The 10,217-nt window shown below is 57.4% G+C and carries 12 protein-coding genes and 1 pseudogene; 10 read left to right on the forward strand and 3 right to left on the reverse strand.

Features of this window, described 5'->3' with window-relative positions:
• Window positions 1-315 (reverse strand): annotated as a pseudogene (locus Q0239_RS04670) (aconitate hydratase); the annotation flags it as partial.
• Between the two features lie 405 nt (window positions 316-720).
• Here Q0239_RS04670 and Q0239_RS04675 point away from each other — a divergent pair.
• The gene (locus Q0239_RS04675; RefSeq protein WP_298599166.1) at window positions 721-1,341 is read left to right on the forward strand and encodes an SOS response-associated peptidase family protein; all 621 of its coding nucleotides are present in this window, start codon (window positions 721-723) and stop codon (window positions 1,339-1,341) included.
• Window positions 1,342-1,423: 82 nt separating this feature from the next.
• Window positions 1,424-2,350, forward strand: coding sequence for a restriction endonuclease (locus Q0239_RS04680; RefSeq protein WP_298599169.1), 927 nt, complete (start codon window positions 1,424-1,426; stop codon window positions 2,348-2,350).
• Between the two features lie 45 nt (window positions 2,351-2,395).
• On the opposite strand, the gene Q0239_RS04685 is transcribed toward Q0239_RS04680, so the two are convergent.
• On the reverse strand, window positions 2,396-2,581 hold the full coding sequence (locus tag Q0239_RS04685; RefSeq protein ID WP_298599172.1) for a hypothetical protein: 186 nt from the start codon (window positions 2,579-2,581) through the stop codon (window positions 2,396-2,398).
• A gap of 103 nt (window positions 2,582-2,684) precedes the next feature.
• Between Q0239_RS04685 and Q0239_RS04690 the strand changes: the two genes are divergently transcribed.
• The 3 genes from Q0239_RS04690 (at window position 2,685) to Q0239_RS04700 (ending at window position 4,421) form a co-directional block, all read left to right on the forward strand.
• Complete coding sequence (locus Q0239_RS04690) at window positions 2,685-3,368, forward strand: hypothetical protein (RefSeq protein WP_298599174.1); 684 nt, start codon at window positions 2,685-2,687, stop codon at window positions 3,366-3,368.
• 100 nt (window positions 3,369-3,468) lie between these two features.
• Window positions 3,469-3,732, forward strand: coding sequence for a hypothetical protein (locus Q0239_RS04695; RefSeq protein ID WP_298599177.1), 264 nt, complete (start codon window positions 3,469-3,471; stop codon window positions 3,730-3,732).
• On the forward strand, window positions 3,732-4,421 hold the full coding sequence (locus tag Q0239_RS04700) for a hypothetical protein (protein ID WP_298599179.1): 690 nt from the start codon (window positions 3,732-3,734) through the stop codon (window positions 4,419-4,421). Before Q0239_RS04695 ends, Q0239_RS04700 begins: the two co-directional genes overlap by 1 nt.
• A 30-nt stretch (window positions 4,422-4,451) precedes the next feature.
• On the opposite strand, the gene Q0239_RS04705 is transcribed toward Q0239_RS04700, so the two are convergent.
• On the reverse strand, window positions 4,452-5,108 hold the full coding sequence (locus Q0239_RS04705; protein WP_298599182.1) for a Crp/Fnr family transcriptional regulator: 657 nt from the start codon (window positions 5,106-5,108) through the stop codon (window positions 4,452-4,454).
• An 84-nt stretch (window positions 5,109-5,192) separates the two neighbouring features.
• On the opposite strand from Q0239_RS04705, the gene Q0239_RS04710 reads away from it, so the two are divergent.
• The 5 genes from Q0239_RS04710 to Q0239_RS04730 all read left to right on the forward strand — a co-directional run.
• Window positions 5,193-6,047: a sterol desaturase family protein gene (locus Q0239_RS04710; RefSeq protein WP_298599185.1), complete on the forward strand. Its 855-nt coding sequence runs from the start codon at window positions 5,193-5,195 to the stop codon at window positions 6,045-6,047.
• Between the two features lie 26 nt (window positions 6,048-6,073).
• Window positions 6,074-6,661 (forward strand): HD domain-containing protein, encoded by a 588-nt coding sequence (locus tag Q0239_RS04715; RefSeq protein WP_298599188.1) that lies wholly within the window; start codon window positions 6,074-6,076, stop codon window positions 6,659-6,661.
• 22 nt (window positions 6,662-6,683) lie between these two features.
• Window positions 6,684-7,478: a class II aldolase/adducin family protein gene (locus Q0239_RS04720; protein ID WP_298599191.1), complete on the forward strand. Its 795-nt coding sequence runs from the start codon at window positions 6,684-6,686 to the stop codon at window positions 7,476-7,478.
• A gap of 36 nt (window positions 7,479-7,514) precedes the next feature.
• Window positions 7,515-8,249: an META domain-containing protein gene (locus Q0239_RS04725; RefSeq protein ID WP_298599194.1), complete on the forward strand. Its 735-nt coding sequence runs from the start codon at window positions 7,515-7,517 to the stop codon at window positions 8,247-8,249.
• Window positions 8,250-8,416: 167 nt separating this feature from the next.
• A partial coding sequence (locus Q0239_RS04730) for an EAL domain-containing protein (RefSeq protein WP_298599197.1) occupies window positions 8,417-10,217 on the forward strand: 1,801 nt, incomplete at its 3' end.

The following is a 10,217-nucleotide window of genomic DNA, read 5'->3' on the forward strand; positions in this document are numbered from 1 at the left end:
GGCCAGGTCGACCACGCAGGGCACGCCGGTGAAATCCTGCAGCAGCACGCGCGCGGGGCGATACTGGATTTCATTCTGGCTTTCGGTCGGGTTCTTCTGCCAATCGACCAGCGCCTGCGCATCGGCGGTCGAAACGGTGAAGCCGCCATCTTCAAAACGCAGCAGGTTTTCGAGCAGCACCTTCATGCTGAACGGCAGGCGCGACACATCGCCCAGCTTTTCCGCCGCCTTTTTCAAGGAATAATAGGCATAGGATTTGCCCCCGACATTCAATGTCGAGCGGGTACCAAGCGAGTCTTGTCCAACGGCGGTCATGGTAAATTACCCCTTCTGTGTTCGGTGCCCATGCGCGGGATTGGGGAAGACGGCGCCTGCTGTAAACCGCCAGCGCGAAAACCGGTCGGTGAGGGCCGTCAAACCAGCGCAGAAGCGGGAGATTCGACTTTCGCGGGCGCCTTAGCGCGATGGGGGGGCAGGGGCAAGAGGGGGAGGGGCAGACTTTGGTCGGAAGGCTGACATCCTCTCCCTTCACGGGAGAGGATAGGACGCCTTGGCAGCTTGCTGCTTAGGCGGAGTTGGAGAGGGTGCGAGGTTGGATGGCGCATCACCCCTCTCAAGACTTGCTAGGCGCCTTTGTCGCCAAGCCAAGTCTATCTCTCCCGCAAGGGGAGAGAGGGGCGGGCAATTGCAATCTGCCCGTCAGCCTCTACCATCCACCCCATGTGCAACCACTACGCCAACAGCCCCGAAATCCAGGCGGAGCTTTCGACATGGCGCGAGTTTATCGCATGGGATCTGAAGGCCCCGTTGCCGCCAGAGGCAGAGGCAGATGCGGTGGAGGAAGAGATCTGGCCGCAGCGCAGGGCATGGGTGGTGCGGCAGGCGGGCGAAGGGGCGTTTGCCGATGTCATGGCATGGGGCGTGCCGCTGAGCCTGCCGGGGAAAAGGCCGGGGACCAGCGTGACCAAATATGTCACCAACATCCGCAATCTCGATAGTCCCTTCTGGCGATCGATGCTGGCAAAGCCCGAACAACGCTGCCTCGTCCCTTTCGCCCGCTTTGCCGAGCCAAAGATCGGCGCAGGGCGGGAGGAGCATTGGTTCACGCTAAAGGAACGCCCTATCGGCGCCTTTGCCGGGCTGTGGCGGCTGGATGCCGCGGGGGCAAAGGTCTTTGCCTTCCTGACCTGCGAACCCAACCCGCTGGTCGCGCCATTGCACCCAAAGGCGATGCCGGTGATCCTGCACGAAAGCGACTATGCCTGCTGGCTGGAGGGCGATGCCGTCGAGGCGCGGGCGCTGGCGGTACCCTTTCCGTCGCAGTTGATGGGGGTGGGGTAGGGGGACGAAAGCAATTCTTCCATTGCTTCCAAATATTCATTGTACAGTTGTTGTTGCCACAGACTTTGCTAAGCATTTCATTATGGCGATACCCGATTATCAATCTCTTATGCTCCCAGTTTTACGCATAGCGGCAGAGGGTGAAACAAGAGTGCCACTAGTTGCACAGACTATTGCCGACCAACTTGGTTTGACTGAGGAAGAGCGAGAAGAACTACTGCCAAGCGGAAAACAACGTTTGCTGCATAATCGTGTTCACTGGGCAAAGTTTTATATGTCAAAAGCCGGGCTCATCGATAGCCCGAAACGGGGAATCTTCATCGCCTCTTTGGCGGGAAAACAGCTTTTGGAGACTAACCCAGACAATATTGGAGTTGAAACCCTAAAGTCATTCCCCGCTTTTGTGGAATTTTATGGTCAGGCAGAGACTTCTGCTGCCCCTGATCATTCAACTGCTACGGTGGCTGCTGCCAATTCTGGCGTAACGCCGGAAGAGCAAATTGAGGGTGCTCATGCGATTCTAACCGCAGCGCTTCAAGCCGATCTGTTACAGCGCGTGTTGGAACAAACTCCGTCTTTCTTTGAATATCTTATCGTCGAATTGCTGGTGGCCATGGGTTATGGCGGTTCGCATGAAGATGCAGCCCGCCAATTAGGAAAGTCGGGTGATGGTGGAATTGATGGCGTGATCGACGAGGATCGATTGGGCCTAGATCGTATATATGTGCAGGCTAAGCGCTATGCTTTTGGATCCTCGGTCGGACGTCCTGAAGTACAAGGCTTTGTTGGGAGCCTTGTCGGGCTAGGTGCCAACAAAGGCGTTTTTGTAACGACGTCCACATTCAGTAAGCAAGCTATCGAATATATCCGGGGCCTACAGCAGAGGGTCATTCTAATCGATGGTTCGCGCCTGACCGAATTGATGGTGGAGTTCGGCGTTGGCGTTAGGACCAGTCGTGTGATTAATGTGAAGCGACTAGACGAAGATTTCTTCTCAGAAGACTCTTAGAATTACGCACGTGGCAAGGTCGCGATTTTGCCAATCACAACCAAGTCACCCCTCACTCAAAACTCGCGTCACCTCATCCAAGGTCCCGCGCACGCGCAGCAACTGGTCCTTTCCGAACACCACCAGGCATTCGTCGGGTGCATTGTCGGCGGCTTTCACGAATTGGACTATCTCTGCATTGACCGAGATTTTCTGGCCGCGGGTGTCGATCAGGGTGACGAAAGGGATCATCCCACCCTGTTAGGCGCATCCCCTTTTTTCGCAAGTGTGATGCGTGTCACATCGCGGTAACGGATAACTGGATATTCTCCTGCCTTATCAGGAGGAACGTGTTATGAAACTAGCCCAATGTTTGTCTGCTTTTGCCCTATCGGCGGTGTTGGCTTCGCCTGCGATTGCCAAGCCAAGGCCGAAGCCGGAGCCTGTCAAGGTTGAGGATGTGGTTCTCAAGATAAAGGAGCAACTCCGGCAATATGATGCCTATGTTGCTGCACATCCGGCGGCTGGAGGTGCGAGGTGCGATGCCGATGCCGAACTCAAGGTTTCGGGCGCAACGATTTCGATGGTAACGGTGACTGGTAAAACCAGCAGTGCAGAGGCGAGTGCTGAAATCCCCATAGGACCAATAACTCTGAGCGGTGGCGGAAGCGGATCGTTGGCCACAAAGAATACGCAGACATTGACTTTTACATTGCTACCCATCGCCGACCGCGCAGTGGTTACTCCTTGGAAAGAGGGCGATACTCTGGAAGGGTTTGCTGCGGTGCTCGCCAACTTGCGGACGTCGTTCCACAAAACCAGTCAACAGGAACCCTGCTTTGGTTTTGGTCCCGAAAAAGATCAGAAAAACAAGGTCGAATTCGGCTTCACCGTCACCCGCGACAGGGGAAGCAGTCTTGGCATCTCATTCCTGTTTTTCAAGCTCGGCGGTAAGAAAAAAGGCAGTGATGAAGCGACAAACACCGTGACGATCGCCTTTACTGGCTCGGGGGCAGCGATACTTTCGCCCGACAGCTGAGTTTGCATCAGGCGCAATGTTGCTTCATTTGGTGCTGTCCTACATATAACCATATAGGTTACTCGCGATTCGTTTCTCTAACCAAGAAAGGAATCGCGAAATGCCCCCTCCCAAACTCACGCCGCGCAAGGCACCGCAAACGCCGCTGCCACTCTCGCCCAAATTGGCTGGGTTGCAGGCGATGCTCAATGAGCTGGCGAAGACCGAGCGGACGGAGCGGCTGGTCGATTATCTCTATGATCTGCGGCGGGAAATGCTCTGGGTGATGGATGAGCTGGCCGAGCTGGATTTTGATGCGCTCGAACTGCTGGCGGGGATCGACGATGAGGAAGATGACGACGATTACCCCGAGGAGGAGTGGTAATGGCGCGCCGTCGCAAGCCGGAGGATGATCTGGCGGCTATCTCCGCCAACCCGCCGCAGCATATCCCCGCCGGCCCCAAGATTGATTTTCTGCGGCTGATGCCGGGCTATCCCAAGCGGCACGATGGCTGGAACCAGCAACGGCTGCAGCGCTTCCTCGATACGCTGGCGCATACCGGCTGCGTCAAGGATGCGGCGCGGGTGGCGGGAATGTCTGCGGTTGCGGCGCGGCGGGCGCAGCGGCGCTATCCGCTTTTTGCCGCTGCGTGGGAGGACGCGCTCGATCGCTCGCGGCAGGGGTTGATCGCGATTGCCTATCAGCGCGCGGTCGAGGGGCGCGAGACAATCATCATCCGCAAGGGCGAGGAATATGAGCGCAAGATCGAGCCGTCGGATTCGATGCTCGGCCTGCTCATCAAGCGCGGCGATATGTCGGGCGGCCGGCTGGGGGAGAAGGCGGAGGATGTGCTGACCTTTGAGGAATATAAGGCGGGGTGGCGCTTCACCGGCTTTGGCAAGAAATACAAGCAGGACGACCCGGAGGTGGTGCGGGCGCGGCTCGACGCGAAATTCGCGCTGATGCGCAAACGGATGTTTGCCGATGCCGACGCCAAGGGCGTGTGCATCCGCTGTGATGCGCCTTTGCCGCCGGGGGTGACGAATGCGGGGCTGGATGGCGGTAAAATGTGACGGCTGCGGGAGGAGAGGAAGCTGGTTCGCTCACATAGGAAGCAGGCGCGAAAGCGCCTCGTGGTCGGATATTTCGATCTGGCCATAGCCGCGCTTCACCCATCCATCGGAGGCAAATTGGGCTAGCAATGTGCCAGTGCGCACGCGCGATACGCCGATATAGTCGGCCAGTTCCTGTTGGGTGCAGCGGATATAATTGCCTGCGTCCTGCGCCATAGCTAGCAATGCGGCGGCCAGACGGGTTTCCGCCCGGCCGTGGCGGGCAATGTCTATCCTGTCGAGCGCGGTGCGCAACTGGTTGGCGAGCGAGGCGAGGAGGTTGCGGGCAAACCCCTCTTCCTCGACAAGAAGTCGTGCTATCAGTTTGTGACTGATCCAGACAAGCTGCGCGTCTTCCTGCGCAACGGCATCAACCTGCCTGGGCGTTCCGGCGAAATAGGCCAGTTCGCCGAACAGGTCGCCTGCGCCGAGGATGGCAAACAAGGTTTGTTCTCCCTCTAGACCATGTCGCCCGACGGAAACCCGGCCATGGCGGATGAGCCAGAAACCGTCGCCATCGTCACCGCGTTGCTGGATCCAGTTGCCACCTTCAAATTGGCGGATCTGACCGAGCGTGGCCAGCCGGTCCGCCAACTCGGGTGCGAGTGCAGTTTTTTGCGTCACAGCCAAATGATAAGTTCTTTGCATTTCAGTTGCGCGAACTGCCCTAAACCGGTCGCGAAAGCAAGCAACAGGCCCCAAATGGGTCGTTACGGGAGGAGGAAAGCCACCATGCCGGCAGCAAATTGGGCGGTCATCGCCATCTATCTGGGTTTTGGATTGATCGAACTTTTTCGATCAAACCTGTTTTCCAAACCGGAACAGTGCCGACATGATGGTATCGTCGAGATCGTGTCGACTATTGTGCTGATTTTCCTCACCCAGCCATCGATCATCCTGTTTGTTCATTGGCTGGGGACGATCTTTGCGCCGCACTATCAGGGCGCGCTATCGGGGTTGAATGTGTTTGTCGCGATCGGGCTGTTCCTGATCCTCGACGACATGATGCAATATTGGTGGCACCGGGCGTCGCACAGCTTTGCCTGGCTCTACAACCTGCATCGCGCGCACCATAATGCCCGTTATATGAGCATCCGTCTCGTCTACCGGAACAACATCATCTATTACGCGATGATGCCGAGCATCTGGTTTTCGGCGATCCTCATATATCTCGGTCTTGGTTGGATCTATGCGGGCTATCTCGTCGTCAAGATGCTGGTGATTATCGGCGCGCACAGCGATGTGAAGTGGGACGAACCGCTCTACAAGATCGCGTGGCTATCGCCGCTGATGTGGGTGGTCGAACGCACCCTTTCGACGCCAGCAACGCATCATGCCCATCATGGTCGCCATGCAAGTGATCCGGCGGTCAACTATAAAGGCAATTACGGCAACCTTCTGTTTTTCTGGGATGTACTCTTCGGCACCGCGAAGATTACCCGCACCTATCCCGAAAGCTATGGCGTCGAAAATCTGCCCGATGCGACACTGGGCCAGCAATTGCTCTGGCCGATCTTTGCTGAGAACCAGTCTATTGATCGCAAGATTGCGGGTGCATCGCCGGTTGCAAAACGCAATGCAGTGTGACTAAGATTTGGGAAAGGAGAGCCGTGATGACCGACCTGATGGAAAAGACTGCGCAGTTCCACACGATGGACGAAGGCACCCAGGAAGACTGGGACATCATCATGACGCACATGAAGCCCTTTTCAGCCAATGGCGGCGCGCGGGTGCTGGAGCATCTGCGGCTGCTAGAGGGGGACTGCGGCGGCTTTGCGGTCGACCGGCTGACCCATTGCCTGCAAACCGCGACGCGCGCCTATCGCGACGGGCGCGATGAGGACTATGTGGTGATGGCGTTGCTCCACGATATCGGCGATACGCTGGGCGCGTATAATCATCCCGATATTGCCGCGGCGATCCTGAAGCCCTTTGTGTCCGAAGAGCTGCTGTGGATCGTGCAGCACCATGGCATTTTCCAGGGCTATAATTTCTTCCACTATCTGGGGCTGGATCGCAACATGCGCGACCAGTTTGCCGACCATCCTTATTATGTCGCGACCGCAGAGTTTATCGAGAAATATGACTGCCCGGCGTTCGACCCTGATTATGATACGCTGCCGCTCGAATTTTTTGAGCCGATGGTGATGAAGCTGTTCGAAAAGCCCAAGACCAGCGTGTACAAGCGCGCGATGGAATAGGCCGGAATATAAGGAGAGACCCATGTCGGTAATGATGAACACGGCGACCGCCGCCAATGACGACCATATCCGTAACACCGTGAGCGAGGAAGAGTGGGCGGTTCGCGTCGATCTGGCCGCCGCCTATCGGCTGGTCGCGCTCTATGGCTGGGATGACCTGATCTTCACGCACCTGTCGGCGCGCGTGCCGGGGCCGGAGCATCATTTCCTGATCAACCCCTATGACATGATGTTCGAGGAAATTACCGCCTCCTCGCTCGTCAAGATCGATGTCGAAGGTCAGCCAGTGGTGCCGACCGCGCATCCGGTGAACCCCGCCGGTTTCACCATTCACTCTGCGATCCACATGGCCCGCGAAGACGCACATGCGGTGATGCACCTGCACACGCCCGCAGGTCAGGCCGTCAGCGCGATGGCAGAGGGGCTGTTGCCGCACACGCAGACTGCGATGATCGCCAAGCACAATGTCGCCTATCATGAATATGAAGGCATCGCGACCGACCTTGATGAGCGCGAGCGGCTGGTCGAGGATCTGGGCCAAAAGCATGCGATGATCCTGCGCAACCACGGCACGCTGGCAGTAGGGCAGAGCGTCGCCGATTGCTTCATGCGGCTCTATTTCCTTGAGCGTGCCTGCGATGCGCAGGTGAAGATGCTGTCGGCCGGCCGTGAAAATCTGCACACTCCGCCGCAGGGCGTCGAGGGCAAGGTAGAGGGGCAATCGCCGCCGGGGGGAATGGCGATGGTCGCACAAAGCCTCGCCTGGCCTGCGCTGCTGCGCAAGCTTGACCGGATCGATCCCAGCTACAGGAACTGACTTCAAACGAACCCGCTTATTGCAGGAGTGAAGTTTATGCGGATGGCTATATGGGCGCTTGCATCCGTGACGATGCTTGCTAGCTGTGCAACCTACGGTGACGAAATAGTCGCGCCGCCGACAGACGCGGTAGAAGCCAGCTTTATGTGCGGTGTCGGAAAACGTCTCGATGTGGCCTTTACGGGCGACAAGGCTGCAGTAAAGGTGGGTGCGAATACCTATAATCTGGTGCAGCAGCCGACCGGATCAGGCTATTCCTATACCGGAGACGGCCACAGCCTGCGCGGTAAAGGCAAGGATGCGACATGGACGGAACCCAATGGTGAAGAACTCAGCTGCTTTGAATTTGATCCGGCCAACCCGCCACAGGTGCAACCGCCCGTAAGCCCGCCCATCACCCGCGGCCTGCTGGGTACTACATGGCGGCTGGTCCAGTTCCAGTCGATGGATGACAGCATCGGCACCAAAATCCCGCCCAATCCGGAAAAATATGTACTGACCTTTGCCAGCGACGGTTCGCTTTCGGCGCAGCTCGATTGCAACCGGCTCGCGGGAAAATGGGAAGCGCAGCCGAGTTCGCCGACCGGCGGCGGCCTGACGATTAGCGGCGGCGCGATGACCCGCGCGATGTGCCAGCCGGGCGCGATGGATTCGACCATCGCCCGCGATATGGGCTTCATCCGCAGTTACACCATTCGCGGTACGCAATTGCATCTGGCGCTGCAGGCCGATGCAGGGATTTACTCGTGGGAGGCTGTCCCGCCAAATTGAAGTCAAACCAGCTAACTCTGCTTAGCTTTGTGAATTCATGTAAAATTTTGTCTTTGGCTCCGCATCTCCGTCGCCGTTTACCCTTCTGAAACGCGGTCAGGATAGACGCGTCCGGTAATCCGACAGGAAACCAGAACAAAATGGTCGCAAGAAAATTTTCATGGGGAGTGCCCAAAGCTGAACACGCAGAAGCTGCAGGGCGCGGTTTGCTGGGCAAGATCAGCTCACGGCAATCGGCTCCTTCGCCAACCGCATCGTCGAAAGACGCGTTGTTGTTGCTGCAGAATTTTGAAGAAAGCGGGCGTGGCTGGTTCTGGTCGACCGATGCAGAAGGGCGCATCACCTATTTGAGCGCGTCGGTTTGCCAAAAGCTTGGCAAATCCTGTGATGAACTGTCAGGCAAGGATTTCGTCGAGCTTTTCCTGAAACCCGACAGCAGCGAAGACCGGCAGCGTACTTTGCCCTGGGTGCTGATGCGACAGTCAAAATTTGACGATCTCGCATTGCAAGCCTCCGAAACAGAGGAGGAAATCTGGTGGGCGGTTTCGGGCCGACCTTATCACACTGCCAATGGCGAATTTTCGGGTTATCGCGGCAGCGGCACCGACATCACCGAACAGCGTCGTGCATCGAGGGACAATGATCGTCTGGCGACCTACGACGCGTTGACCGGGCTGCTCAACCGTCACCGGATGGCGAAGCTGCTTGAAAGCACCTTGTCGGCGTTCCAGTTGCAGAAACGGGCCTGTGCGATCATGCTGATTGATCTGGACCGTTTCAAGCAGGTGAACGACACGCTGGGCCATCCGGCGGGCGATGCCTTGTTGAAGCAGGTTGCCGAACGGCTTATCAAAGTGGTGGGTGACAAGGAAAAGGTCAGCCGTCTAGGTGGCGACGAATTCCAGATCATATTGCAGGATGAAGAAGACCGTGGGGATCTGGGCGATATGGCCGACCGGATCATCAAAAGCCTGTCGCATCCCTATTCGATTGAGGGCAGTCGCTGCATTATCGGTGCTTCGGTGGGTATCGCCGTCAGCCCTTTTGACGGACAGTCGAGCGAGGAGCTGGTCCGCAATGCAGACCTTGCGCTTTATGCCGCAAAGGGCGGTGGACGCGGGCGATTCCGTTTCTATTCCAGCGACCTGTTGCAAGCAGCCGAAGACCGTCGCGTTCTGGAAGAAGATTTGCGCGATGCTATTGCGCGCGATGAAATCTGGCTGGCCTATCAGCCCGTGGTCAATGCACAGACCAATATAGTCACCGGGTTCGAGGCGCTGATGCGCTGGAACCACCCGGAGCGTGGCAACATCTCTCCAGCCTTGTTCATTCCGATTGCAGAGGAAGCCAATATGATTGGCGAACTGGGCGAATGGGCGCTGCGTAAAGCCTGCGAACAGGCGGCAACCTGGCCGGGCAAAATGAAGGTAGCCGTGAACGTGTCGCCAATCCAGTTTGCCAAAGACACGCTGCCCAAGATGATAAAGGATGCGCTGGCGGTTTCGGGCTTGTCGCCGGAACGACTGGAACTGGAAATCACCGAGAGTGTGTTCCTGCAGGATTCGGATGATACCGATACGAAGTTCCAGCTGTTGAAAGACATCGGCGTCCGGCTGGCGCTGGATGATTTCGGGACCGGCTATTCCTCGCTTGGCTATCTGAAGACAGCGCCCTTCGACAAAATCAAGATCGACCAGAGCTTTGTGCGCGGGGCGACTGAGCCCGGCTCGCGCAACGGGGCGATCATTTCTGCCATTGTGGCCCTGGCCGATGCCTTGGGTATGGAGACAACGGCGGAGGGCATTGAATCGCTCGACCAGCTCGATCTGATCCGCGATCTACAAGTCAGCCATGTCCAAGGCTATGTGTACAGCCAGCCGGTCAGCAATGATCAGTTGCTGGCGAAATGTGAAGCGGGCGACTGGGAGATTCCCCCGGCCGGCCCCGCCGTCCAGCGCGGTGATCGCA

Source organism: uncultured Sphingorhabdus sp. (assembly GCF_937872355.1).
Taxonomy (GTDB): Bacteria; Pseudomonadota; Alphaproteobacteria; order Sphingomonadales; family Sphingomonadaceae; genus Sphingorhabdus_B.